Origin of the sequence: Sphingobium cupriresistens LL01, assembly GCF_001046645.1 — a bacterium.
Classification (GTDB): domain Bacteria; phylum Pseudomonadota; class Alphaproteobacteria; order Sphingomonadales; family Sphingomonadaceae; genus Sphingobium; species Sphingobium cupriresistens.
Genome location: NZ_KQ130437.1, coordinates 14,628 through 39,431, shown reverse-complemented (window position 1 = coordinate 39,431; position 24,804 = coordinate 14,628). Strand labels below are relative to the sequence as shown.

General features: G+C 63.8%; 24 protein-coding genes. 4 read left to right on the top strand and 20 right to left on the bottom strand.

What is annotated here, in order from left to right; translation table 11 throughout:
• The first annotated feature begins 24 nt into the window (after positions 1-24).
• The 4 genes from V473_RS19000 (at position 25) to V473_RS18985 (ending at position 2,176) form a co-directional block, all read left to right on the top strand.
• The gene (locus tag V473_RS19000) at positions 25-474 is read left to right on the top strand and encodes a four-helix bundle copper-binding protein (RefSeq protein ID WP_024018487.1); all 450 of its coding nucleotides are present in this window, start codon (positions 25-27) and stop codon (positions 472-474) included.
• Positions 475-786: 312 nt separating this feature from the next.
• The gene (locus tag V473_RS23685) at positions 787-1,281 is read left to right on the top strand and encodes a hypothetical protein (RefSeq protein WP_130752805.1); all 495 of its coding nucleotides are present in this window, start codon (positions 787-789) and stop codon (positions 1,279-1,281) included.
• A gap of 35 nt (positions 1,282-1,316) precedes the next feature.
• Positions 1,317-1,754, top strand: a complete 438-nt coding sequence (locus V473_RS18990) for a YeeE/YedE family protein (protein ID WP_024018485.1) — start codon at positions 1,317-1,319, stop codon at positions 1,752-1,754.
• Positions 1,751-2,176, top strand: a complete 426-nt coding sequence (locus tag V473_RS18985; RefSeq protein WP_031308708.1) for a DUF6691 family protein — start codon at positions 1,751-1,753, stop codon at positions 2,174-2,176. The genes V473_RS18990 and V473_RS18985 overlap by 4 nt, the downstream gene beginning before the upstream one ends.
• 52 nt (positions 2,177-2,228) lie before the next feature.
• Here the strand turns inward: V473_RS18985 and V473_RS18980 are convergent, their stop codons facing one another.
• The 20 genes from V473_RS18980 to V473_RS18885 all read right to left on the bottom strand — a co-directional run bounded on the left by V473_RS18980 (position 2,229) and on the right by V473_RS18885 (position 24,705).
• Positions 2,229-3,392, bottom strand: a complete 1,164-nt coding sequence (locus V473_RS18980; RefSeq protein ID WP_161633892.1) for an MFS transporter — start codon at positions 3,390-3,392, stop codon at positions 2,229-2,231.
• 226 nt (positions 3,393-3,618) lie between these two features.
• Complete coding sequence (locus tag V473_RS18975; protein WP_024018482.1) at positions 3,619-4,038, bottom strand: response regulator transcription factor; 420 nt, start codon at positions 4,036-4,038, stop codon at positions 3,619-3,621.
• 94 nt (positions 4,039-4,132) lie between these two features.
• Positions 4,133-4,759: a response regulator transcription factor gene (locus V473_RS18970; RefSeq protein ID WP_031308706.1), complete on the bottom strand. Its 627-nt coding sequence runs from the start codon at positions 4,757-4,759 to the stop codon at positions 4,133-4,135.
• Positions 4,749-6,281, bottom strand: coding sequence for a PAS domain-containing sensor histidine kinase (locus V473_RS18965; RefSeq protein ID WP_066609063.1), 1,533 nt, complete (start codon positions 6,279-6,281; stop codon positions 4,749-4,751). Before V473_RS18965 ends, V473_RS18970 begins: the two co-directional genes overlap by 11 nt.
• Before the next feature lie 467 nt (positions 6,282-6,748).
• On the bottom strand, positions 6,749-8,227 hold the full coding sequence (locus V473_RS18960) for a multicopper oxidase family protein (RefSeq protein ID WP_031308704.1): 1,479 nt from the start codon (positions 8,225-8,227) through the stop codon (positions 6,749-6,751).
• A gap of 447 nt (positions 8,228-8,674) precedes the next feature.
• Positions 8,675-9,871 (bottom strand): acetate/propionate family kinase, encoded by a 1,197-nt coding sequence (locus tag V473_RS18955; RefSeq protein WP_031308703.1) that lies wholly within the window; start codon positions 9,869-9,871, stop codon positions 8,675-8,677.
• The gene (locus V473_RS18950; protein WP_066608841.1) at positions 9,868-11,289 is read right to left on the bottom strand and encodes a bifunctional enoyl-CoA hydratase/phosphate acetyltransferase; all 1,422 of its coding nucleotides are present in this window, start codon (positions 11,287-11,289) and stop codon (positions 9,868-9,870) included. Before V473_RS18950 ends, V473_RS18955 begins: the two co-directional genes overlap by 4 nt.
• Before the next feature lie 3 nt (positions 11,290-11,292).
• A complete protein-coding gene (locus V473_RS18945; RefSeq protein WP_024018194.1) occupies positions 11,293-13,050 on the bottom strand; it encodes a PHA/PHB synthase family protein in 1,758 nt (585 codons plus the stop codon).
• Between the two features lie 158 nt (positions 13,051-13,208).
• Positions 13,209-15,590, bottom strand: coding sequence for a phosphoketolase family protein (locus V473_RS18940; RefSeq protein WP_031308588.1), 2,382 nt, complete (start codon positions 15,588-15,590; stop codon positions 13,209-13,211).
• Between the two features lie 213 nt (positions 15,591-15,803).
• On the bottom strand, positions 15,804-16,670 hold the full coding sequence (locus tag V473_RS18935; RefSeq protein ID WP_024018191.1) for a F0F1 ATP synthase subunit gamma: 867 nt from the start codon (positions 16,668-16,670) through the stop codon (positions 15,804-15,806).
• Positions 16,667-18,187, bottom strand: coding sequence for a F0F1 ATP synthase subunit alpha (locus V473_RS18930; RefSeq protein WP_024018190.1), 1,521 nt, complete (start codon positions 18,185-18,187; stop codon positions 16,667-16,669). Before V473_RS18930 ends, V473_RS18935 begins: the two co-directional genes overlap by 4 nt.
• Positions 18,168-18,920, bottom strand: coding sequence for a F0F1 ATP synthase subunit B family protein (locus V473_RS18925; protein WP_024018189.1), 753 nt, complete (start codon positions 18,918-18,920; stop codon positions 18,168-18,170). The genes V473_RS18930 and V473_RS18925 overlap by 20 nt, the downstream gene beginning before the upstream one ends.
• Before the next feature lies 1 nt (position 18,921).
• On the bottom strand, positions 18,922-19,164 hold the full coding sequence (locus V473_RS18920; RefSeq protein ID WP_010405656.1) for a F0F1 ATP synthase subunit C: 243 nt from the start codon (positions 19,162-19,164) through the stop codon (positions 18,922-18,924).
• A complete protein-coding gene (locus V473_RS18915; RefSeq protein WP_066608837.1) occupies positions 19,161-19,865 on the bottom strand; it encodes a F0F1 ATP synthase subunit A in 705 nt (234 codons plus the stop codon). Before V473_RS18915 ends, V473_RS18920 begins: the two co-directional genes overlap by 4 nt.
• A complete protein-coding gene (locus V473_RS18910) occupies positions 19,862-20,128 on the bottom strand; it encodes an N-ATPase subunit AtpR (RefSeq protein ID WP_024018187.1) in 267 nt (88 codons plus the stop codon). Before V473_RS18910 ends, V473_RS18915 begins: the two co-directional genes overlap by 4 nt.
• Positions 20,125-20,406, bottom strand: coding sequence for an AtpZ/AtpI family protein (locus V473_RS18905; RefSeq protein WP_024018186.1), 282 nt, complete (start codon positions 20,404-20,406; stop codon positions 20,125-20,127). Before V473_RS18905 ends, V473_RS18910 begins: the two co-directional genes overlap by 4 nt.
• A complete protein-coding gene (locus V473_RS18900; protein WP_024018185.1) occupies positions 20,403-20,813 on the bottom strand; it encodes a F0F1 ATP synthase subunit epsilon in 411 nt (136 codons plus the stop codon). Before V473_RS18900 ends, V473_RS18905 begins: the two co-directional genes overlap by 4 nt.
• Positions 20,810-22,228, bottom strand: a complete 1,419-nt coding sequence (gene atpD / locus V473_RS18895; protein ID WP_024018184.1) for a F0F1 ATP synthase subunit beta — start codon at positions 22,226-22,228, stop codon at positions 20,810-20,812. The genes V473_RS18900 and atpD overlap by 4 nt, the downstream gene beginning before the upstream one ends.
• Positions 22,229-22,342: 114 nt before the next feature.
• Positions 22,343-23,300 (bottom strand): IS630 family transposase gene (locus V473_RS23100; protein WP_408021521.1). Its coding sequence is split into 2 segments (ribosomal slippage): positions 22,343-22,979 and positions 22,978-23,300, totalling 960 coding nucleotides; the frame shifts between segments, so codons are not numbered across the junction.
• Positions 23,301-23,451: 151 nt separating this feature from the next.
• Positions 23,452-24,705, bottom strand: a complete 1,254-nt coding sequence (locus tag V473_RS18885; protein WP_024018183.1) for an ATP-grasp domain-containing protein — start codon at positions 24,703-24,705, stop codon at positions 23,452-23,454.
• Between the last annotated feature and the right edge of the window lie 99 nt (positions 24,706-24,804).

Sequence of the window (24,804 nt, the reverse complement as noted above, 5' to 3'; positions counted from 1 at the left end):
AAACTTTTTGGAAAGGACCAAATCATGCTTGATCGTCGCGCCGTCATCGGTTCGGGACTCACCTTCGCGGCGCTTACCGGGGCTGTCGCCGCGGCAGGCCCGGCCATCGCGGCGCCAAGGAAGCGTGGTGACGGCATGATGACGCTCGACGAGTGCGTCGACAGCTGTATCGCATCGCACCGCATGTGCCTGGAAACCGCGCGATACTGCACCGAGCAAGGCGCACCGGCTCATATCGAGGCGACGCACATCGCTTTGCTTCTGGACTGCGCGGAGCTCTGCCAGACAACCGCCAATTCCATGCTGCGCCGATCGCCGCAGCATGCCCTGTTGTGCGACGCCTGTGCCCGGATGTGCGAAGCCTGCGCGCGCGATTGCGCGAAGATCTCCGGCGACGCCCGCATGCAGGCCTGCGCCCAGACCTGCAGGGATTGCGCGGCGAGCTGCAAGGAAATGGCCAGTATGGGAATGTGATCTGGCCGGTCACCGCTTGCCTCCGGATCCGCACCCGACGTTCATTCCGCAAGCCACGCGACCGGCCAATCAGCCGCGGGCACGATCGTGCCAGATTTCCGCTGCGGACCGCATGTTTGCCGGCCCCAGGCCACCCGTCTGAGCCAGCAACAACTTCCCGGCGCTTTGCGTTCTGGCGCAACAGCATCTGGCATATCCGTCCCGCACTCATAGGGCGCCGCATCCGAGCCGGCATAAGCACGAGAAGCATTCGTATATTTCCGTAGAGACCCGGCGCGACCCAATTGCGACTTTCAATGCATGGAGGCGGTCATGAACGAGTGCGATATTCCTTACTTGCTACGGCGCGTGCGCGCCCACCGGTCACAGGCAGCGGCGGCGAATTGCCCCGAGGCGCGCTTGATCCACCGACGCTTCGTCGAGAATTATCAGCATTTGCTGGTGGGAATACGGCGGGACCAACTTCGTGAGCGAGGCGACCGGGGAAGCCAGCCTTGTGCTGAACGCGCCTGCCTTTGCGAAGGGCAAGACCCGGAAATGGCCCAGAGCCGTCGCGCAACATCCGCAGCCGCCGCAGCGGGTGAACGTGGAGAAAATGAGGCGGTCCCAGCCATTCGGTACAAGCCGGCCAGCGTACTGGTCCATCACGACCTGACCGCCCTTGGCCGACAGAGCGTTCCTGAAGCCCCTCAGCTTTTCAACGCGAACGTAACTGTCGCGACGGCCAGTGCTGCGACGGCGGCACACCAACGCATCAACCCTGCCGACCGCCAGGCTCAAGCGATGGCGATGGACGCCACAGCCTGAATGGCGCCATTGAGGTTGCCGCTGGATATGCTCTGATGGACTGGACCAACGCCACGCCGCTCGCTGCCTTGACGGGGGGAATATTGATCGGATTGGCGTGCGCGATCATGTTGCTCGGCCTCGGCCGGATAGCGGGCGTGAGCGGCCTCGCCGCGCGTGCCTTCGCCCTCTCACAGACTGGCCCGCCCTGGAGCATCGCTGCGGCTTTCATTGTCGGCCTGCCGTTCGGAGCGGGGATCGTGAACCTGATCTCAGGTCCGGTAATTGCCCGTTTTCCATCCTCGCCGGCGGTGGTCCTGATCGGCGGGCTGCTGGTCGGCTTCGGTACCCGGATGGGCAGCGGCTGTACCAGCGGCCACGGCGTGTGTGGCCTCTCCCGCCTGTCAGCGCGATCGATCGTAGCAACTTTGAGCTTCGTGAGCTTTGGCTTCGCGACCGTCGCGGTGATGCGCGTGCTAGGCGTTTCGTGGTGAGGGTCCGCATCCCTATCGCACTCATTGCCGGGCTCCTGTTTGGCGCAGGACTCGCCTGTTCCGGCATGTCAGATCCGACCCGCGTGCGTGCCTTCCTCGATCTGTTCGGAGGCCGCTGGGACCCTACGCTTGCTTTCGTGATGGGAGGCGCCATCGCCCCGATGGCCTTGGCCTGGGTGATCCGGCGGCGGATGGAGACGCCACTTGCCGACAGCCGCTTCTCGCTGCCGGATGCCCGCGAGATCACCGCGCGCCTGATCGGCGGTAGTGCAATCTTCGGGATCGGCTGGGGAATTGCCGGCCTCTGCCCCGGTCCGGCGATTGCGGACCTTGCCATCCGCCCGACGCTTGCCGCGCCCTTCGTGATCGCGATGCTGGCAGGGTTCGCGGTGCACCGCTTCATCGATCGCCCGAAGATCTGAATCGGAGCCGGCCCTTTGATGTACTTTGACGACGGAGCGAACGAGAGGCGCCTCAATCTTTCAACCGTAACGTCATCGCCGTGACCGCCAACGCGGCGGCAGCGGCAAGCCACAGCATCAAATGCTCCGACGCGCTTGCCCATCCAGTGACGATCGACGCCGCAGCCTGACTGGCGCTCACCGCCGCGTACTGGAGCGCAAGGCCCGAACCCTGCGTGCCCGGAGACGCTTTCGACGTCAGATAATTGGTGAGCAGCTTCAGCGTCGCGGTGCTCCAGCCGGCGAGCAGAAATACAGGCACGAGCACCCACAAGGTCCGGGCGAAGACGGCAATGATCAATGCGGCGGCCAGCCCGGCGAGCATTGGCCGCAACAGCCAGGCCGCGCCGACCGTGACTCTGCGCCCTGTGAACGGGACGAGCTGCGCCACCAGCATCGCTGCACCGCACAGAGCGAACAGCATCGAGACGTTCTCGCGGAACAGATCCCGCGCGCCCGATCCAAGCGACAACGTCAGATGCAGAACGGTGAGGCACCCGGACGCAATGGCCGAGATCAGGAGCAGCGGGACAAGCGCCTCACGCGCTTTCGGGCGTGGAACGCTGCCGACCGGACCAGTGGCACTTTCCCGTGAAACCAGAAGAAGACCGGGCATGGCGATCGCGCTCAATGCAGCTGGCGCCAGGAATGGCGACGTTGCTCCGAGCGCCACCGAAATTTCTCCAAGGAGCGGGCCGGTCAGGTCGCCCGCGAAGACCAGGGCGTTCAGCCAGGTGAACTGACGCGCTCGCCGAACCAGATCTGGTGAACGATCGGCGACCATCGCAAATGCCGTCGGCACGACGGCCGCCGCAAACACGCCATTGAGCAACCGCAAAACATAGAGTCGCTCGAATCCGACCGCGGAATACAACGCCATTGTCAGGCTGAAACCCAACAGCCCCACGACCAGGATCGGCCACCGTTTCCACCGGTCGGAAATCCAGCCCCATAACGGCGCCGAGAGACACCCTGCGATCTGGGAAACCGTGACCAGGGCGACGACAAGGCGCCCTCTCGCGAGGGCACTCGCGTCCGGAGACATTTGACCCACCATTTCTGGCAGGAATGGCAGGACGACGCTATTACCCAGGGCAACCGCCGTGGCCGCGAAGAGAAGAACGACGAAGCCAAGTTCGCCCCGATCGCGCGCCGCTTCGATGACCGTGGCGGGCAAGCTCGCCTCCATATGCTACGACCCGGCCATGAATACCCGGATCGCGCTGGCCCCGCCCTTGCAGTCACCAGGGCCGGGCGCGCCCGCGAAGAAGATCGCACGCGGAATCGCGCGCATATCCACCATCAGAAGGCGGCGGAGAAAATGCCTTGTGGGACGAGCGCCGGTCCCGGGAAGGTGCGAGGATGTCGCAGAGGTTCCGATCACGGCGCGATATTCCATTTCCCTAGCAGTGATCGCTGCCAACTTTCCGCCCGGCGGAGATTACTTCGCCGATGGTCTGTACCAGCACACCATCGCGCAGAGGTTTCTCGAGCACAGCGGCAAAGCCCGCTTCCTGCGCGCTTTCGGCGAGCTTATCGGCGTAATGCGCCGTGATCAGGATCGCCGGCCCACACCAGCCCGCCGACCGAAGCTTCCTCAGGATCGAAATGCCGTCGATGTCCGGCATAAGATAATCGACCACGAGGCAATCGCCCGATTGCGTTTGCGGATCGAGCAGCAAGGCAGTGCCACTCGCATAGGACAGGACGCCAAAGCCGCGGGACCGCAACAAGAGATGAAGGGACCTGCGTACCGAGACATCGTCGTCAGACAACAGGATCAGGGCCGCTTTCTCGCTCGTTTGGTGATCGATAACGCCCATGACCGACGATGCTGCCTCTTCGCTGATCCACCCTCGGATCCTGGGCATGCATCGCAAATGAACAGGAGGCCGTCGCTACGTAGTGATCCCAAGCTCACGATTCCGGCGCATCGCCCAATCCGGCCGAAAACGCGATCCTCAGCGCGTCCGACAGGCTATGCACTTCGAGCTTGGTCATGAGGTTCGCCCGATGAACTTCCACCGTTCGAGTCGATATGTCGAGATCATAGGCGATGGTCTTGTTGGGAAAGCCGTTGGCGAGGCCGATGAGAACCTCTCGTTCGCGAGGCGTGAGCACGGCGACCCGCACCCTCGCCTCCGCCTCTCGAAGCGACCGCGCGTCGGACTTATCGAGCCTCGAGAAAGCCACGCCGATCGAGGCCAGGAGCGCGGTCTTCTCGAACGGCTTCTCCAGGAAATCGACCGCCCCTGCCTTCATGACGCGAACCGCGATCCCGACATCGCCATGCCCGGTCAAAACGATCACCGGCATGGTGACACCACGCTCTGCAAGCACCTCCTGGACCTCGAGCCCGTCCATGCCGGGCATGCGAACGTCAAGCAGAATGCATCCCGGCTCAGCGGTCTTGACGGCTTTCAGAAACGCAATGCCGGAGGCATAGGTCTGGACGGCGAATCCCGATGTCTTCAGCATGAAGCCGGCCGACTTGCGGATGGATTCTTCGTCATCGACCAAATGGACAATACGTTTAGGCGTCATGCTCATCCTCCGGGCGGGCCTGCATCAAGGTGAAATGAAAAGCAGCGCCTCCGTTCGGCGCGCCGTCGGTCCAGATCCGGCCGCCATGGGCTTCGATGATCGTTCGACAGATCGAAAGGCCAAGGCCCATGCCGTCGGTCTTGCTGCTCACAAAGGCTTCGAAAAGTTGGGGCGCGACCTGCTCGGATATGCCTGGGCCCGTGTCCGCCACGGACACCTGAACCATTGCCTTCGGCCGCCGCCGCGTCGTGATCGTGAGGTCGCGAATGGCGACCTGCGCCATCGCCTCGACCGCATTGCGGATCAGATTCACGAGGACCTGCTGAACCTGTATGCGATCGGCGAGCACCGGCGAGGCCGCCGGATCAAAATCGAAAAAACTGCGAACGCCTCGTTCACGGGCGCCGACAAGGCCGAGAGCAGCGGCTTCCTCAATCAGCCGCGGCAAATCCTCGATCCGCTTCTCGGTCTCCCCTCGCGCCACGAAATCACGAAGTCTTCGGACGATATGCCCCGCGCGGTGGGACTCCTTAGCTGCCTCGTCGAGCGCGTCGCGCACGATCGCGACGGTCTCGGCATCGGGATCGACAAGCAGGTCGCGCGTCGTTTCCAGATAATTGGCGATCGCGGTAAGCGGCTGGTTCAACTCATGGGCCAGCGTCGACGCCATCGTGCCCATCGCGCTGAGGCGCGAGACGTGAATCAATTCGGCTTGCAGCTCCTTGAGCTGCAGTTCGTTGCGGTCGCTTTCTGTCAGGTCGTGAATGAAGCCCGTGAAGACGCGGTGGCCACGGTGACCGGCCTCTCCGATCGAGAGTTCCATCGGAAAGGTGGTACCGTCCCGCCGTTGGCCAACGACGATCCTGCCAATACCGATGATCCGCCGTTCGCTCGTCGACAGATATCGGCCGATATAGGAATCATGCCGTTCACGGTCCGGGGACGGCATGAGGCTGCTCACATTGGCGCCGAGCACCTCTGCTTCCGAATATCCGAACAAGCGCTCGGCCGCGGCGCTGAAGGACGTTATCAGCCCGCGCTCATCGATGATGACCATGGCATCGGGAACTGTATCCAGGATCGACTGGAGATGCTGCTCGCGGGCAACGATCGCTTCCTTGGTCGCGGCTTCATCGGTCGTGTCGCGCAGGATCTTGCCATAGCCGCTCAGCTGGCCGGCCTCATCGTGGAGCGCCGTCGTCGTCAGAAGGGCGAGGAACTCCGACCCGTTTTTCCGAACGCGCCAAGACTCTTGCTCGACCCGGCCAAGCTGCTCCACCTGCGCGAGGTGCCTATCCGCAACGCCCGCCGCGATATCTTCCGCGCAATACAGGAACGAATGGTGTTTCCCGATCGCATCGGAGCTGGCCCATCCCGTAATTTCTTCACAGCCGGCGGTCCAAACTGTCACGAGGCCCTTAGGGTCAAGCGCATAGACGGCGTAATTTGGCGCGCTCTTCACTACCTGAATGATCGTGCCCGAATCGGGATCGAGGCCATTCGCCTTTTGGCTCTCAATCATGCCCCCATCCATCTCCCCGTCATCCACAGTCAAACAAGGTTAGAATGGATTTGCGGACAGGCGCCGACAGCCGTCGGAGGCAGGGTTTCTGCCATCGTTCCCACCATGCACCCGGCGAGCGAAAATCGGCGTTGGCTTTCGAAACGAGACATCAAGCGTGGCTCCCCATAACTCTATACGCAGGAGCAGCGGTTACCCCTCACGCTCCGTTTCCCCGGTCACGGCGTCCGAGCTATCGGGCTGCGCCAAGATCATCATTGTGGACCTTGGACCATAGTCCTGGGTCAAGCGATATTGACGAGCCTAAAACGGCAGCGCCTGGAGAGTTCATGCTGTCACGAAGATGTCGCTGGACGAGAGTGGCACGGCCAGGCGTTGCCGTCCGAGCGACAGGGGCCACCGGCGTTGGCCGCGTCCGTGAGATGCACCCGCTCCTGGCAGGCTTTGGGCGACGCACCCGGATTGAATCAACCGACCGTGAATTGCCCCATCATGCCTTCATCCTCATGTTCCAGGATATGGCAGTGATACATAAAAGGTGCTTTGGTGGCCGGCTGGTCGAACCGGACCAACAATTCTACCGCCTCCTTCACGACGATCGTATCGCGAGGCCCCTGATCGAGAAGGTCCGGGTCGTCGCCATCGCGGCGTAGCACGTCGAAATGCACGCCGTGGATATGGAAGGGATGCGCCATCTTCTTCCCGGAGACTTTCCATATCTCGACGTCCCCGAGACCGACTTCCTCGTCGATGCGATCAATGTCGAACGGCCTGTCGTTGATCGCGTATGCGCCGTCATCGCTGTCCATCATACCGCCCATCGACATATTGAGCACGAAGCGCCGGCGCCTTACGGCCGCTTCAGGATCTGGTACGGTGCGTGCCGCCAGGAGCAGTGGTACAGCGGCTGCGGCCCGCCCGCCCAAGCCCGGGCGCGGTGAGAAGGTCAGCACCGTCTCCGTCGTTGAAGCGTCGTCTTCATCGTCGTGATGGTCGCCCATCATTCCCATACCTCCCATCATCCCCATCATCGACGCGCTCGCATCTTGAGCGGTGACCAGAGCGACCGGCTTGCCATCGGCGAAGCTTACCAATATCTCGGCACGCTGGCCGGGTGCCAGGGTGAGGGCCTGCAGTTCGACGGACCTCGCCAGGAGACCGCCCTCGGTGCCGATCCAATGAAACGTCCGGTCATCGCTGAACGAAAGCTCATAGATGCGGGCGTTCGAACCGTTCACGAGCCGCAACCGCACCAGGCGGTCCGGAACATCGGCCCGAGGCGTGGGTGCGCCATTGACCAGAATCGTGTTGCCACGGCGGCCCTGCGAAGCAACCATCATGCCGGTCGGCATGACCAGCCGGCCATCCTCGAATTGCCGGTCCTGAATCAGGACGGGCAGATCATCAACGCCATAGTCCGACGGCAGTCCAAGGCCCTGCTCTTCCTCATCCGTCACAACCAGCATGCCCGCGAGCCCCGAATAGACTTGCTCACCCGTCAACCCATGCGCATGCGAGTGATAGAAGAGGGTCGCCGCCGGCTGGCGGATCGGCAGCGTAGGACGCCAGGTCGCACCGGGAGCGATCAGCTGGTGCGGGCTACCGTCCAGTTCGCCCGGCACGAGCAGCCCGTGCCAGTGAACCGTTGTGTCAGCCGACAGGCTGTTGCCGACGGTCATCGTCACATCGTCGCCGCGGTGAACCCGCAGCGTCGGGCCGAGATAGCTACCATTGTACCCGAGCGTGGCGCTTCGCCGGCCAGGGAAGAACGTGGTCTCGCCTTCCTGTGCTCTCAGGTTGATCAGCTGGCCGTGTTGGCGCGCGTCGACCAGGCGCGGGATCGGAAGCGTCCCGGCACGCTCGGGCGAACCGAATTTTCGCGTACACGCCGCCGCCAGGAGCAGACCCCCGCTCGCCAGCAACGTCCGCCGGTTCAGTAACATCATGACCGCCTCCTGGTTGGCGCGGAGCGCCTGCTTTGCTAAATGCGAATTCAGCGAGCCACCAGCTGATCGAGGATCGGGCATCCCGACCGGTCGTCACCACCGCATCGATCCGCGAGATCGAGCAGCGGCACGCGCGTCGTCTGGAGCTTGCGAGCCTGACAGCTGTTCGGCGCGCGTGATGGGCAAGCGACATGACCTCGGCCTGGAGCGCTCGAAATCGCTCCAAAGGGAGAGGGAGACGAGATCCGCGATCTCCACGATAGGAAAACCGAGATCGCGAGCGATCGCGCGATAAAATGGCAACTGGTGGGCGGGAAACGAACAGTCGCGATAACCCGTTATCGCTGCGAAGCCTGGTTCGCATCAGGGCGATCTTCTCATAGTGCCGGATCACCCGCGGTGATACACTGCTCCGCCGGTGCGTGACCGAAGGATCAACACGCGGCCTCACCGCCGCCCCCTTCCATGGCGATTGATAAGAGCGACCGTATGATCGGCGATCACGCGCTCCTCATCAGTGGGAACGATCCGCACGATCACTCTGCTATCTGGCGCGCTGATGACAGGCGCATTCGATGCATTTGCGTCGAGATCAAGAATGACGCCAGTCCAAGCTAAGCGCTCGCAAATCGCAGCCCTAATCTCTGAATCATTCTCGCCAATGCCGGCGGTGAAGACGAGACCGTCGAGACCGCCGAGCGCGGGAATGAGAGCGGCGGCCTGACGGCCAGCTTGCTGGACGAAAAGGGCGACCGCCTCCTTCGCTTCCGGCGCGTCGCTTGCATGCAACGTACGCATATCGCCTGAAATCCCGGACACACCGAGTAAGCCCGACTGCTCATAGAGCAACGTCTCCACCGCCTGTGCGGCCATACCGACCTGAGTCTGAAGATGAAGCACCACGCCGGGGTCGATCGCGCCCGAGCGCGTGCCCATCATCAATCCGTCAAGCGCCGTGAAGCCCATCGTCGTATCGACGCTCGCCCCGGCACGCATTGCGCACATGCTCGCACCGTTGCCTAGGTGCGCGGCGATGACGCGGCCTGCGGCCAGAGCAGGGTCGATCTCGCGAAGGCGGCCCGCAATGTATTCATAGGACAAACCGTGAAAGCCATACCGGCGCACGCCCTGGCCGTGAAAAGCGCGCGGAATCGGCAGGCGCGTCGCCAACGGCGGCATGCCATGGTGAAACGCGGTATCGAAGCAGGCGATCTGCGGCAGCAAAGGCGCCAGCAGGCGCAAGGCCCGGACCGCGGCGAGGTTATGCGGCTGATGGAGCGGCGCCAATGGGATCAAGGCATCGAGCGCATCCAGCAAAGTATCATCGATGATCTGCGGCGCGGCGAAGCGCACGCCGCCATGGACGATACGATGGCCGATCGCGGCGACCTTGCGGTCTCCCAATTGGGTTGCCGCCCAGGCAAAGAGGTCCTCGAGCAGATTCTCGTGCGAGAGTGCGTCCCCGCCCGGCCACGTCTTTTCCACGATGGTCTCGCTGCCCGCGTCGCGCGCGACGAGCCGGGGGCTAGTGCCGATACCCTCGATCTTGCCGCCCGCATCGAAGTCGAGCTGTCCGCCCGACAAGCGATAGAGCGCGAACTTGATGCTCGACGAGCCGGCATTGAGACTGACGATCGCCTTCATGCCGGCTTCGCTATCGGGCCGGGCGTGGCTCTGGGGGCGGCCCGCGCCAGCAACAGCGCGATTGCGCATGACGCTACGCTGGTGCGGAGCGAATCCGCCCGGCTGGTGAGAATGATGGGTACCCGCGCGCCCAGCACCACGCCGGCCGCGTCCGCGCCGCCGAGAAAGGTCAGCTGCTTGGCAAGCATATTGCCGGCTTCCAGATTGGGAACGACGAGGACTTCGGCGCGCCCTGCAACGGGGGAGACGATGCCCTTGTCCTTTGCCGCCTTCTCGCTGATCGCGTTGTCGAAGGCGAGCGGACCGTCAAGGACGCCGCCGACGATCTGTCCGCGATCGGCCATCTTGCACAAGGCGGCCGCATCGAGCGTCGAGCGGATCGCCGGATTGACCGTCTCCACGGCAGACAAGATCGCGACCTTCGGACAGGCGATGCCGATGACATGCGCGAGGTCGATCGCATTGCGGATGATATCGGCCTTGTCTTCCAGGCTCGGATCGATGTTGATCGCCGCGTCGGTGATGATGAGCGGCGCCGGATGCCCGGGGACGTCCAGCAGATAGGCATGACTGATGCGGCGCTCGGTTCGCAGGCCCGTCGCAGCCGGAACGACAGCACCCATAAGTTCGTCGGTGTGCAGCGATCCCTTCATCAGCAGCAGTGCTTCGCCCGAGCGGACCAGTTCGACCGCACGCGCCGCGGCGGCATGGCTGTGGGGCACGTCGATCAGGCGGAGGGCACCGATATCCTTGCCGGCGTCCTTGGCAGCCACACGGATGCGAGCCTCGGGGCCGATCAGGATCGGCACGATCAGGCCGGCTTCGGCAGCGGCTGCCGCAGCCAGGATCGCGGCGGTGGTGCAGGGATGTGCGATCGCCGTGGGAACGGGCTCGACGCTTCTCGTCATCTCGATCAGCCGGCGGAAGCCGTCATGATCCGAGAGCTGGATATCGGGCAGCGCCATGCGCGGGCGCCTTACTTTCTCGGTTGGCGCTTTGACCTCAGCCTCGCCGTTGATCACCTCCTCGCCGGCCTGGTTGATGCAGCAACAGTCGAAGACGACGATATGATGCTTGGCGCGCTTCTCGCGTACCGTGACCGACGCGACAATCGTATCCCCCAACCCTACGGGTCGCTTGAACCGAAGGCTCTGGCTCAGATAGATCGCGCCCGGCCCAGGGAGCTGCGTGCCGAGCACGGCCGAGATCAGACCACCACCCCATAGGCCGTGCGCGATCACCCGCCCGAACATGTCGCCGGCGGCATATTCGGCATCGAGATGGGCCGGATTGACGTCGCCCGAAACCAGGGCGAACAGCTGAATGTCCTGCTCGCCCAAGGTCCGCGTGACGCTCGCCGTCTCACCCACGACGATCTCGTCGAAGGTCCGGTTCTCGATCATTTTGAGGCTGCCCATTGCTCAGCGCTCCAGCACATAATGGCCGGGTGCATCGCAGAGCGCTACGAGGCCCCTGTCCGGATTACCCATCGGCGGCGGGGCCTGCGGCGCGCCGGAATGATCGCCGAGCCAGGCCACCCAGTCCGTCCACCATCCCTCGCGCGCCTCGGCCTGGTCCAGCCAATCGTCCGGATCGAGCGCGGGGCGGTCGAGGACGCGGGTCGCGACATGATAGCTGCGGTGGCGATGCCCGGGCTCGGACACGATGCCGGCATTGTGGCCGCCGCTGGTCAGGACGAAGCGGATCTCGGCGCTGCTCAGCCAGTGCAGCTTGTGGACCGACCGCCACGGCGCGACAAGATCGCGCTCGGTCCCCACCACGAAGATCGGCTGACGCAGCGACGAGAGCGTGATCGTGCGCCCTTCGACCTTGAACCGGCCTTCGGCCAGATCGTCGTCGAGAAAGAGCGTGCGCAGATATTCGCTGTGCATGGCGTAGGGCATGCGGGTGCCGTCCGCATTCCATGCCATCAGGTCGGTCATGGGTTCGCGCTCGCCCATCAGGTAGGTGCCGAGGATGTGCGACCAGATCAGGTCGTTGGACCGCAATATCTGGAAGGCGCCGCCCATCTGGCTACTGTCGAGATAGCCACGGCTCCACATCATATTGTCGAGCAGGTTGAGCTGCGCCTCGTCGATGAACAGGCCGAGCTCGCCCGGCTCGCTGAACTCGGTCTGCACCGCGAACAGGCTGAGCGATGCGAAGCGTTCGTCGCCGTCGCGAGCCATGGCCGCCGCCGTGATCGCCAGCAGCGTCCCGCCCAGGCAATAGCCGACGCCGTGGACCTTGTCCGAGCCCGTGATCGCTATGACCGCGTCGAGCGCCGCCATCGGCCCGAGGCGAAGATAGGCGTCGATATCGAGGTCGCGGTCCGCGCTCTGGGGATTGTGCCAGGACAGGACGAACACGGTATAGCCCTCGGCCACCAGCCAGCGGATTAGCGAGTTCTCCGGCGACAGGTCGAGAATGTAATATTTCATGATCCAGGCGGGAACGATGAGGATCGGCTCGGGGCGGACAATCCCGGTCGTCGGCGCATATTGGATGAGCTCGACCAGCGCGTTGCGGAACACCACCTTGCCGGGCGTGATCGCCACCGTCTCCCCGGCGCGGAACGCCTCAGTCCCTACGGGCGGCTCGCCTCGGGCGCGCCGCTCCGCATCCTCCATCCAATGCTTCGCACCCTCGACCAGGCACTCACCACCGGACTCGATGATCTTGCGCTGGAGCACGGGATTGGTCGCGAGGAAGTTGGTGGGCGCGATGACGTCGAGCATCTGCCGTGCCGCGAACGCCACCATCTCTTCATGATGCCTGGACACGCCGCTGATGCCGGTGGTCGCCGCATGCCACCATTGCTGGGTGAGAAGGAAGGATTGCGAGATCAGGTCGAAAGGGAACTGCCGCCAGGCCGGATCGATAAAGCGCCGGTCCTGCGGTAGCGGCTCGATCGCCGGCGCGGCATCGACCTGCCCCACACGTCGCACGGCATAATCGGCAATCCGCTGGACCTTTCGCCCTGCCTTGCCGGCAAGCTGCAGCCGCTTGCCCGGCGATATGGTGAGATGAGCACACCAGTCCAGCCACGCCTGCATCATTGTCACCGGCGACAGGCCAGAGGTCATCTGCGCGATTGCCGCGGCCGAGGCATGGTCGAGCGTCCGAGCGATGCCGTCGAGTGGGTCGCACTTGGCACAGTCTGCGGACGTATCGATCATGCAGCGTTTCTCCGGGGGACGTCGCGGCATGCCCGGCATGGCTCGAAACAACATTACGTGATGTCCCCAGATGCTTGTCCGTTAACGAGCGCACGCGCATAATGCCTGCCATGTCTCTCGAGGCGGGGCTCTCCCAAACCGCCCGTCTCGGTGACCCCTCAGGCTCCAGAGGGCCACCGCCAGTCGCGAACGGCAGGCATATCGATCCCGTGTGCCGCGATGTACCGCTTGTGCTCGACCAGCTGATCATCGATCGTCTGCTTGGCGTAGGCGGCCGCGCTATCGGGCAGCTCCACATGGTCGATAACCTTCCCCATGAGATGGAAGCGGTCGAGATGGTTGCGGACCACCATGTCGAACGGCGTCGTCGTCGAGCCCTCCTCTTCGAACCCGTGGACGTGGATATTCTGGTGGTTGGTACGCTTGTAGGTGAGCCGATGAATTAGTGCCGGATAGCCATGATAGGCGAAGATGACCGGCTTATCCGTCGTGAAGAGCGCGTCGAACGCGCTGTCGCTGAGCCCATGAGGGTGCTGGCTGTTGGGCTGCAACGTCATCAGATCGACGACGTTGACGACGCGGACCTTGAGCTCGGGGAGTTGCACACGCAACAGGCTGACCGCGGCCAGTGTCTCCAGCGTTGGAACGTCGCCAGCACACGCCATGACGACATCCGGCTCTCCGCTGCGATCGTTGCTGGCCCAATCCCAGATACCGATGCCGCGCGTGCAGTGCTTGATCGCCGCATTCATGTCGAGCCACTGGGGCGAAGGTTGCTTGCCGGCGACGATGACATTGATTCGGTCCCAGCTGCGCAGGCAATGGTCGGTGACAAAAAGCAGGGTATTGGCGTCGGGCGGGAAATAGACCCGCACGATGTCAGCCTTCTTGTTGACGACATGATCGACAAATCCGGGATCCTGATGGCTGAAGCCATTATGATCCTGGCGCCAGACGTGAGAGGTCAGCAGATAATTGAGCGAAGCGATCGGGCGACGCCAGGGCACCTCCTTCGCCGTCTTCAGCCATTTGGCGTGCTGGTTGACCATCGAATCGACGATGTGGATGAACGCCTCATAGCAGGAAAACAGGCCGTGGCGGCCCGTCAGCAGATAGCCTTCCAGCCATCCCTGGCAGCAATGTTCGCTCAGCACCTCCATCACGCGTCCGCTGGGATCGAGATGGACATCGTCCGCGATCGTCTCCGCGTCCCAGCTCCGGTCGGTGGCTTCGAAGATCGTCTGCAACCGGTTGGATGCCGTCTCGTCCGGGCCGAAAACGCGGAAGTTGCGGGCCTGGGCGTTCTCCCGCACCACGTCGCGCAGGAACGTACCCATCACCTGGGTCGCCTCGCCGTCGCTCTCGCCGGGATGAACAACCGGGACCGCGTAGGATGCGAAGTCGGGTAACCGCAGAGGGCGCATCAGAGCCCCGCCATTGGCATGCGGATTGGCACTCATCCGCCGGTCGCCGCGCGGAGCCAGAGCCGCAATTTCGGGCCGAAGCCGCCCGCCATCATCGAACAGTTCTTCCGGATGGTAGCTGCGCATCCATTCCTCGAGCAGCCCAAGATGCTCGGGCTTGTCCATCGTGAACGGGACCTGGTGCGCCCGCCAGAAGCCTTCGCTCTTCTGCCCGTCGACGATCTTGGGTCCGGTCCAGCCCTTTAGGCTGCGCAGGACGATCATCGGCCAGAGCGGACGCGTCGTGACCCCACCGTCGCGCGCGGCCTTCTGGATCGCGTGTATCCGATCGACCGCGTCGTCTAGCGCGGCCGCTATCGCCCGGTGCATCGCGTCCGGCTCCTCGCCGTCGACGAAGATCGGCAGGTAGCCATAACCGCGAAACAGCGCGTCGAGCTCGGTGTGCGAAATGCGCGCAAGGACAGTCGGACTTGCGATCTTGTAACCGTTGAGATGCAGGATTGGCAGAACGGCCCCGTCGGTCGCGGGATTAAGGAACTTGTTGCTGTGCCACGAGGTCGCCAGCGGTCCGGTCTCCGCTTCGCCGTCGCCGACGACGCAAGCAACGATCAGATCGGGATTGTCGAAGGCGGCGCCAAACGCATGCAGAAGAGAATAACCCAGTTCACCACCTTCATGGATTGAACCGGGCGTATCGGGTGACGCATGACTGGGAATGCCGCCAGGGAAGGAGAATTGTCGGAAAAGCTGGCGCAGGCCATCTTCGTCGGGACCGATGGCAGGATAGACTTCGCTATAGGTGCCCTCGAGCCATGTGTTGGCGACGACACCTGGTGCGCCATGACCAGGCCCGGCGATGAAGAGCGCATTGAGGCCGCGCGCCTTGATGACACGATTGAGGTGCACATAGAGGAAGTTAAGCCCGGGGGTCGTACCCCAGTGTCCAAGCAGCCGCGGCTTGACGTGATCCATCTTGAGCGGTTCGCGGAGCAGCGGATTATCGAGCAGATATATCTGTCCAACCGAGAGGTAATTGGCGGCGCGCCACCAAGCGTGGATCAGGCCGATCTCATCGCTGGAGAGTGGCTGGCCTGTCGCCTCGGGCTGCGGGTCCATGGTCATTCTTCCTGAAACTGAAAAGGCATGGTTTCCCGGCCGCCGAGCCGGAGCTGGTGTTTGCCGGAGCGCTGATGCGCCACCGCGCAGCGCTCAAACTGCTTGCGCACCCATGAATGGCGCAGACTGCTCACAACATGCGTATTGATACGGATGGCAGTGCCGCACACTTATACCAGGCAATCACGTCGCTTCCGGCATCAGCTCGGCCCCCTACTCCGATACCGCCCTGGTTCGGCCGCGTGCGCGTGCCCCGGCCGCCAGCTCAACCACCTCGGCGGTGATTTCCTCCTGACGCGTCAGCCGTTCCTCGCGTTCAAGTGCCTGGAGTCTGGCGTCGATATTGGTTTTCGCGGCCGCCATCGTCGCCATGCGAGCCTCGTTTTCAGCGGCGAAGGCCTCGGTGGCCGCTTCGCACAGCTGGGCGAAGACATATTCCTGGGCCAAGCGCTCGACGAGGTCGCTTGCCGGCAGATTGATCAGGGGTATCGACCCAACTGGCTCCGGCGGAAACATATCGGGATCGAGCGGCAAAAGGCTGCGGCGGACGACCGACGCACCATGCCCTGCCGTCCAGACCGGATAGATCATTGCGACCGGGACCGCGCCGGCCACGGCCACATAATCGTAGAGGGCGCCAAGCAGTTCGGTTGCCATATTGGCAAGCGCAGCGGCGCGACTGGGAAGGCTGGTGGCCCAAGCGACGGGCAGTGACCGCTCGGCAGCAAGCGCGGCGGCACGGTCGCCGACGAGGAAGAAGTGCGCCGCTTGGGAATCGCTCGCAGCGGCGTTCAAGACCTGCTCTGGAAAGGCGCCCGCGAACCCCTGCTCTGCGCCGAAGACGATAAGACCTGTCTTGCCCTTTGCGCTGTTCAGCGGCGGTGCCGCAGGTCCTGTCTGTAGCTGCCGCGCCTTCCCAATCGCATGACCCGCCGTCGCGGCATAGGCGCGGATCGCGGGCAACAACGCGCGGCCCTGCTGGGCACGGGCGCCGGCGATGCCGCGCATCGCATTGACCACCGCACCGAGTTGCCGCACAGTGGCGATCCGTCGCCCGACAGTGGCCAGACGATCGCTCATGTCGCGGCGCCAGCGCTGGAACTGGCGATCATCCGTTGCACGGCCGCCAACAATGCGGCCCGCAACGTCGCATCCATTGTCCCCTTATCCTCGACCTGCCCTGTGAGCTCGGCGGCGTTGGCATCGAGCCATGACGGCAGCGTCGCGCGGATCGCAGTGATGTCGGGGATCGCCAGGGCATCCAGGAGGCCCTCCGTGAGCGCGATTGCCAGCGCCACCTGATCGACGACCCGCAGAGGCTGGAAGCGCGGCTGGGAGAGTAATGCGCGCAGCCGCCTGCCACGCTCGATCTGGGCCTTCACGCGCGGCTCTGGCTGCTCGCCGAAGCGGGTGAACATCTCGAGTTCGAGGAACTGGGCATAGTCGAGCCGCATCGTGCCGCTCGCGTCCCGCAGCGCCCGGGCCTGCGTCTTGCCGCCCACGCGGCTGACGCTGGTGCCGACATCGACCGCGGGTTTGTGGCCTTCGGCGAACAACCGGGTGTCGAGCACGATCTGCCCGTCGGTGATCGAGATCAGGTTGGTCGGGATATAGGCGCTGACATTGCCGGCATCGGTCTCCGCGATCGGCAGCGCCGTGAGCGAACCGCCGCCCTTTTCGGGCGACATGCGGGCGGCGCGCTCCAGCAGCCGCGAATGGAGGTAGAAAACGTCGCCTGGATAGGCCTCGCGTCCCGGCGGCTGGCCGGTCAGCAGCGCGATCTCGCGGTGCGTGGCGGCATGCCTGGTGAGGTCGTCGAGCACAACGAGCGCATGGCCGCCCTGATCGCGGAAATATTCCGCCATGGTGAACGCGGCAAACGGCGCGATCCATTGCAACCCCGGTGCGGAAGCCGGGCTCGCGACCACGAAGATGCAGCGTTCCGGCGCGCCATGGCGGCGCACCTGATCGATCACGCGCGCGACACTGGAGGATTTCTGGCCGATCGCGACATAGATGCATATCATGTCGCTCGACCGCTGGTTGATGATCGCATCGACGGCGAGCGCGGTCTTGCCGGTCGCGCGGTCGCCCAGGATCAGCTCGCGCTGGCCGCGGCCGAGCGCGAACATCGCGTCGATGACCAATATCCCGGTCTGCACCGGCTGAACGACGAGGTCGCGATCGATGATCGACGGCGCGGGGCGCTCCACCGACTCGAACCGCTCGGCGACGATCGCCGCCCCGCCATCGAGTGGTCGGCCGAGTGGATCGACGATACGGCCGAGCAGTCCTCGCCCCACCGGCGTGCGCACCACTGCGCCGGTGCCCGAGACGATGTCCCCCGCCTCGATGCTGTCAGCATCCTCAAGCATCACGCAGCCGATGCGATCGCGGTCGAGCGTTTGTACGAAGCCCGCCTGACCTCCGGCAAACTGCAGCAATTCGTCGAGCCGTGCCTCCGCCAAACCCGAGACCAGCGCTACGCCATCGCCGATTGATTCGACGCGGCCGATCTGGCGGACCTGTGCGCCGATTTCCGCCGCGGCCACGCGCGTCGCGGCCCGGGCAAGCCATTCATCCGCGGAGCCCGGCATGATCGTCCTCCTTGAGTGCCGCCAGCTGCGTGTCGAGATCGGCTCGCCAGCTGTTACGGACGAGCATGTGCGGTCCATGGAGCTCGAACCCGGCAATCAGCGCGGGATCGACGGTGAAGTTCGGTGCTGCAAGCCCCGGCAGTGCCTCTTCGAGCTTTTGCACGCATCGCGCTTGGGTCTCCCCATCGAGCGCGGCCGGCGTCACGATGGCGAGAGGAGTGTCACCGGCCAGGGCTCGGCGTTCCTCGACCGGCAAGCGTTCGACCCGTTCGAGCAGGGCAGTGAACATCATATCGGTGGTGCCCGCGGCCGGTAGCCGGCGCAGCAACGCAGACGCCATCTGGCCCGCGAGCACGGCCGCGTTTTCCTCTAGCTGTGTCGCCATGCCCTTTTGCGCGTCCTCGACAGAAGCAAGCGCCTGCTTCGCTTTTGCATCGGTCTCGATCGTGGCCGCATCAAGGAGGCGGCTGCGTTCGGCCTCTATGCTGGCCAGCAAAGCTGACCGGCGTGCCTCTCCATCGGCGGCGAAGGCGTCGGTCTGCGCCTTAAGATCCGCTTCCAGCTTGAGCGCAGCTGCCTTTGCAGACTCCGCATCGGCGAGCAGCTGGTCCATAGCCGTCTGGCGCGCGGTGATAGCCCCCATCACCGGACGAAAAAGGAAGCGTGCGAGCAGCCAGACGAGGATGACGACGTTGATCGCCTGCAGCGCCAGCGTCCACCAGTCGATACGCATGTCAAGCGAAGGGATTGGCGAAGAGCAGCAGCAGCGCGATCACGAGACAATAGATCGCCATCGTCTCGATCATGGCCAGGCCCACGAACAGGGTGCGCGAGACGGTGTTCGCCGCCTCAGGCTGGCGAGCGATCGCATCCATCGCTGCGGCGACCGCCTTGCCTTGGGCGAGTGCCGGCGCGATCGCGCCGATGGCGATGGCGAACGCCGCGCCGAGGATGCTGACGATGTGGATCCAGTTCATGAAGAGACCTCGTGGTTCGGCGCTTTCGGGGATGGGTTCGCTTCGCTGATGGCGCTGCCGATAAAGACCATTGCGAGCGCGCCGAAGATGTAGGCCTGGACGGCTCCGGTCAGCATCTCGAGCGCCATCAGCGGGATCGGTACGAGCAACCCGGCAAGGCTCAGCACGACGCCGATCATGAACACGTCGCTCATGACATTGCCGAACAGGCGCACCATCAAGGAGAAGCTGCGGGTGAACAGCTCAACGAGATTGAGCGGCACGAGCAGGATCGACGGCTGCGCGAAACTGCGCAGATAACCGCGCGCGCCAAGCGCCCGGACACCGAACCAGAGCGTCGCGCCGAACACGATCAAGGCCAGCGCCGCATCGGTTTCGAGGGCCGCCGTAGGCGGTTCGACGCCGGGCAAGAGCGATGACCAGTTTGCGACGAGCAGGAAGATGAAGAGCGTCCCGATCAGGGGCAGATAGGGCCGTGGCTCAGCGTCCATCGTCTCGCGAATCTGGCGCGCGATCACTTCGACCACCAGTTCCAGCGCCGCCTGGGTCCTGGTGGGACGAAGGCCGAGCCGCCGGGTCAGAAGCCAACAACCGATCGTCAGCACCGCCATGATGCCCCATGTCGTGACGACCGGCTGGCTGATCGGAACCGGTCCGATCGTGAACAGGATATGGCTTTCGAGCGGAGAGGCGAACTTCACGACACCGCTTTCAGTCGGTGCAGCACGACCTGTCGCGCCGCCATGAACCCGGCCGCAGCCGCGAGTAGGTCCACCCAGCCCTGCCTTGCGGCAACGAGCAGCACGCCGAGCGTCAGAAGCATCCGACCGAGCCGCAGGCCGAGCGACAGCATAATCGATCCGCCATGGACGAGCAGGTCAGCATCCTTCGCGATAGCCAGGTAATGTGCTGTTCCGGCAGCGGCGCCGAGCAGCAGAAACAGGAGGACGGCCCAGGGCGTCATTGCCGCCCGATCCACTTCCAGGCCGACCAGCAGCCGAGGCTCACGCCAAGGATCAGCAGCGGCGCGGTCCAGAAGATACCGCTGGACAGCCGATGGTCGAGCCAGCGGCCGATCGCGAGCGCAATTAACGCCGGCACGACGACCTGCCAGCCAAGCACGCCGATCTGGCCGAAATTGCGCGCAAAGGAGGGCAATCCCCGCGCCCTGCGTCGACGTTCAGCGCGCTGTTTGACCGCGTCCACGAGCCGTTCCTGCTCGGGTGGCAGATCCTGGGTCATAGACCGATCTCCGCCGGCACGCCCTGCAGCGCCTCGACCATGCGCCGGATCGCGCGCATGCGCAGCCGCGTCGCGGCGGTGCGACCGCTGCGTTCGGCATCGCCGCGCTCACGGTAACCCCTAAGCACTACCGTCTCGAGTTCGTCGAGATCATCGCCGACATGCGCCTCGCGCGTCGCGATCGAGACGTCATTGCCGCCACTCACCGTCAGAATGCCGTTGCGCACCGCGCAGTAGCCGGCGCGCCCGTCCATGTCGCGCCAGGAGACGACCGAGATATCGAGCGCGGTCAGGAAATCGGCGTGACCGTTCAGGATCCCAAAGCTGCCCGTCGCATCCTCGGCGCGGATTGCGGCGACCTCCCGGTCGACCATGATCGCGGTGGGATCAGTGATGCGCAGCCTCATGGCTTGGGCCCCACCTTGCCGCGCGCCTCTTCCAGGTCTCCGACCATATAGAAGGCACTTTCGTGCCAGTCGTCGGTCTCGCCACCGAGGATAGCGCGCACGCCATCGAGTGTGGCGTGGAGCGGCACCGATCGTCCGGGCTGGCCTGTAAAAGCCTGTGTTACGACAAAAGGCTGCGTCAGGAAGCGCTGGAGTCGGCGGGCACGGCCAACGATCAGCCGATCCTCCTGTCCCAGCTCCTCCATGCCGAGCAGCGCGATGATGTCCTGCAGCTCGCGATAATGAGCGATCGTCTCGCGGACCTTTTGGGCCAGCGCATAATGGTCCTCGCCCACGACCAGCGGATCGAGCAGGATCGAGGTGGAGGCAAGCGGATCGATCGCCGGGTACATGCCCTCCGCGGCCATCGTGCGTGACAGGAGCACATTGCTGTCGAGATGCGCCGAGATCGCCGTCACGGCCGGATCGGTGAAATCATCCGCAGGCACATAGACCGCTTCGATCGCGGTCACCGATGCGCCCGCGACCGAGGCGATCCGCTCCTGGAGCGCCGCGACTTCGCTCGCGAGCGTCGGCTGATAGCCGACCCGCGACGGCATCCGCCCTAAGAGCCCCGAAACTTCGCTGCCCGCCTGGACGAAGCGGAAGACATTATCCATCAACAGCAGCACATTGCGTTTCTGCTCGTCGCGAAAATATTCGGCGATGGTAAGCGCGGTCAGACCGACCCGCCAGCGCGCGCCCGGCGGCTCGTTCATCTGTCCGAAGACCAGCACGGTCTTCGCGATCACGCCGGAAGTGCGCATGTCGGTGAGCAGTTCATGCCCTTCGCGCGAGCGCTCGCCGATACCAGCAAACACCGACACGCCCTCGTAACGTGCGACCATTGCGTTGATCAGTTCCATCACCAGCACGGTTTTGCCGACCCCGGCGCCACCGAACATCGCCGCCTTGCCGCCCTGCGCGAGGGGCGCAAGCAGATCGATCACCTTGATCCCGGTCTCGAACATCGTCGTCGCTGTGCTCTGGGCATCGAGTGGCGGCGGTTGGCGATGGATTGGGCGAAGCGGAACGTCCACTGGAAGCGCCGCCCCGCCGTCGCCGATGACGCCGGTGGCATCGAGCAGGCGGCCCAGAACCGCATCGCCGACCGGGACCATGATCGCTGCACCCGTGGCCTCGACGTGGGCGCCGCGCGCGAGTCCGCTGGTGGTCTGGAGTGCGACCGCTCGCACGGTGCGCGCATCGACATGGCTCTGCACCTCGGCGATGTGCTTCCCTGTTGGGGTTACGATGCACAGCGCATCGTTGACCGGCGGAAGCGAGCCGGCGGCAAATTCCACGTCGAGCACGGGACCGCGGATCGCGCAAACGCGTCCGCTCGCCTTATCGATGTCGGGTGCCGCGCTGCTCATCTCAAGCTTCTCATGACGGGAGCTAAAGCGAGATCGGGCGGCATCGATATGCGGGACTATACGGATGCTCGTCTCTGCGCCGCGGCTTCGCCGGATCGCTAGAGCATCGAGCCATTAATCTGCAACATAGCCGGCATGTTTGAGATAATTCCAACACTCGTCAGGCGAGTAGAGTTCGCAGATTGATCCGACGGCTTGCCACAGGGCCTCGACGGTCCTTGCTTGAGCCGTTCTCAGATGGGCTTTGAGTTTGGCGAAGGCCATTTCGATGGGATTGAGATCGGGGCTGTAGGGTGGCAGGAACAGGAACCACGCTCCACGTTGCTTGAGGATCGCTGCGGCTTTTTCGCTTCTGTGGCTGGAAAGGTTGTCGAGGATGACCATGTCGCCGGGGCTCAGTGTCGGCGCGAGCTGGGTTTCGACATAGGCTTCGAAGATTTGGCGGTTCATCGGGCGGTCGATCACCCAGGGTGCGGTCAATCCGTCATGCCGCAAGGCAGCGATGAAGGTCTGGGTTCCCCAATGGCCGAAGGGCGCCTTCATCTTCAGCCGCTGCCCCCGACGAGCCCGGCCTCTGAGCCGGGTCATCTTGGTAGTCGTTCCAGTTTCGTCGATAAACACCAGCCGTTGCGGGCGTCGCTTCATCCACGGCTGACGGTGCGCCGTCCATATCCGGCGCTTTCGGACAATGTCAGCGCGATCTGTTTCGCTCGCCAGCAGCGTTTTTTTTGACAGTAAAACCATGCCGTATCAACAGCCGCGACAACGAGGCCGGGTGTGCCTTCACCCCGCGCTCAGCCAGAAGCCGGGCTGCCAGTTCCGGCATTGTGATATCGCCATCGGCATCCACCCAACCCACCAAAGTATCGACATGGGCATTGAGCAGGCCGCTACCCGCCGGGCGGCCCTGCCGGGCTGGAGACAATGATCCCGTCTGCGCCTTGCGCTGCGCAAGGCGAACCGCCGTCGCCGCACTCACCCCGAACCGCCGCGCCGCCGCACGGCACGACTGGCCGCGCTCGATCTCCCCAACAATTCGAACCCGAAGATCAACCGAACTGCTCTTGCCCATGATCCACCTCCAAAGAGGGTGAATCACAAAACTCTCGCCAGGGGAATCCCCAGCGATTCAGATTTCACGTCCGACGCTCTAATGCAATCCGGTCTGGCGAAGTCCGATGTATCCCGACTTTCAGGACGCCAGTTTCGCTGTTCTGTCCGGCTCACGCCTCGCCAGTGGCGCACCTGTCGCAGTCCTGCGGCGAATCGTCGGCGGCCATCAGCAGAACAGGCGCGAACCCACCACCGGCGGTGCGCATATTGGTGGTTTGGCCCTGATATAGTCGCGCTGCGGCAACAAGCGGCTCCCCATCATAGGTGTAGAGACGAACGTCGATCTTGCGCTTAACCGTCTCTCCATCCAGCCGGATGATCCGCTCGCTTGGTCGCACATAGGCTTGGGCGACATAGTCGCTCTCCAGGATCTCGGCCCACACCGATTTCGTCAGCTTGTCGCCACGATAGGCCGCTTTGCTCCCATACCCTCCGGCCGGCTTGAAGAAGAATTGCCTGCGGCCCGCCCAAAGCCGCTCGGCGGAAGCCTTGTCGACCCGTTCGGTTGCCGGAATCCCGGCAACAAGCGTGTCGACAATTGCCGGGTCGAAACCCCATTCCCGCAGCTGCGCGGTGTCGGACAGCAGGGTGAGATTGCGCTTGTCGGCGAATTTCGCGTGGACATGGGGATTGGGCGTTACGACCACCGAGCCGTCGAGATATGCCGCTCGCAATGCCGAGTGCTCGGGTCGATCGAGCGAGAAATCGACGAGCCGGTTGTAGATGAGATCCACATTCCGGTCCCCATAGCGAAGAGTGCCGGACGCATAGGCGAATTCAGAAGGATCGGCGATGCAGACGCTATGGCCGGCCCGCTCCAGCAAATGGCGGGTCAACAGAAACTCGGGAAACAGATATTGCGATACGGGATCGTCATCGACGATGGCGATGGAGACCGGTTCGCCGCTGCCGCGTTGATAGCGCCATTCCTTCGAGAACATGGCCGCGACCACGGACTCAAACGGATCTGCGCGAAGAAAATCTGTCGGCTCGGAAGGACAGCAGACTCGTTGTGCCCGCGCGAGCACGGCATTCAACATTGCTCCTCCTGCATTGGTATTTATTTCGATCAGGGCCGGGCCGCGCTCGCTCAGATGGAAGTCATAGCCCATGAAGACGCCGTGCGGACCAAAGTCCTGTCGGGCACTTACTGGCGCCCAGGCCATGGTGGCTGCCAGATAATCCGGGTGGCGGGCGACCGTCTCGATCGCGGCGATGATGCGCTGCATCCCGGCGAGTTGGGACACATTGATGAACACCGCGACGTCCGAGAATAGATGCGGACGCGTTTCCAGATATGACGCTCGCATTGCCAGATCGCCCGTCTCCCGGACGAGTGCGTCGCTCAGGGCGGCGCGATCCAAGGTTACGCAAACGCATTCCGAACGTCCGTTCTGGAGGTCTGAGACTCGGGCTTCCTCTAGGCTCGGCACGCTATCGAGCTTCCCTGGAATAGAAACTGG